The sequence below is a fragment of the Roseivivax halodurans JCM 10272 genome (assembly GCF_000521785.1).
Taxonomy (GTDB): domain Bacteria; phylum Pseudomonadota; class Alphaproteobacteria; order Rhodobacterales; family Rhodobacteraceae; genus Roseivivax; species Roseivivax halodurans.
The window spans coordinates 1-1,141 of sequence record NZ_JALZ01000117.1; the positions used below are offsets into that span (position 1 = coordinate 1).

Genomic DNA, 1,141 nt, shown 5'->3' on the forward strand with positions numbered 1-1,141 from the left:
CGGGACCTTTCAGGCCCCGGCCCGGATCACTCGACGATCTTCGAGACGACGCCCGAGCCGACGGTGCGGCCGCCTTCGCGGATGGCGAAGCGCAGGCCGTCTTCCATCGCGATCGGCGCGATCAGCTCGACGCCGAACTTCAGGTTGTCGCCCGGCATCACCATCTCGGTGCCCTCGGGCAGCGTCACGGTGCCGGTCACGTCCGTCGTCCGGAAGTAGAACTGCGGACGGTAGTTCGCGAAGAACGGTGTGTGGCGGCCGCCCTCTTCCTTGGTCAGGATGTAGACCTCGGCCTCGAACTTCGTGTGCGGCTTGACCGAACCCGGCTTGCAGAGAACCTGACCGCGCTCGACGCCGTCACGGTCCACGCCGCGCAGAAGCGCGCCGATGTTGTCGCCCGCCTCGCCGCGGTCGAGCAGCTTGCGGAACATCTCGACGCCCGTGCAGGTCGTCTTCTTGGTGTCCTTCAGGCCCACGATCTCGATGTCGTCGCCGACATTGATCACGCCGCGCTCGACGCGGCCGGTCACCACCGTGCCGCGGCCGGAGATCGAGAACACGTCCTCGATCGGCATCAGGAACGGCTGGTCCACCGCGCGCTCGGGCTGCGGGATGTACTCGTCGACCGCCGCCATCAGCTCGCGGATCTTGTTCTCGCCGATCTCGGGGTTCTCGCCGTTCATCGCCGCGAGCGCCGAGCCCGCCACGATCGGAACGTCGTCGCCCGGGAAGTCGTAGGCCGAGAGAAGCTCGCGCACTTCCATCTCGACCAGCTCGAGAAGCTCCTCGTCGTCGACCTGGTCGACCTTGTTGAGGAACACCACGATCGCCGGGATGCCCACCTGACGGCCGAGCAGGATGTGCTCGCGCGTCTGCGGCATCGGGCCGTCGGCCGCGTTCACCACCAGGATCGCGCCGTCCATCTGGGCGGCACCGGTGATCATGTTCTTCACGTAGTCGGCGTGGCCGGGGCAGTCGACATGCGCGTAGTGGCGCGCGTCGGTCTCGTATTCCACGTGCGCGGTCGAGATGGTGATCCCGCGCGCCTTCTCTTCCGGAGCGCCGTCGATCTGGTCATACGCGCGGAAGTCGCCGAAATACTTCGTGATCGCCGCCGTCAGCGTCGTCTTGCCGTGGTCCA

General features: G+C 67.0%; 1 protein-coding gene. It reads right to left on the bottom strand.

Going from position 1 to position 1,141, the window contains the following annotated elements; genetic code table 11:
* Nucleotides 1–26 precede the first annotated feature (26 nt).
* The coding region (gene tuf, locus OCH239_RS21380) for an elongation factor Tu (protein ID WP_037267535.1) at nt 27–1,141 on the bottom strand (1,115 nt) is incomplete at its 5' end.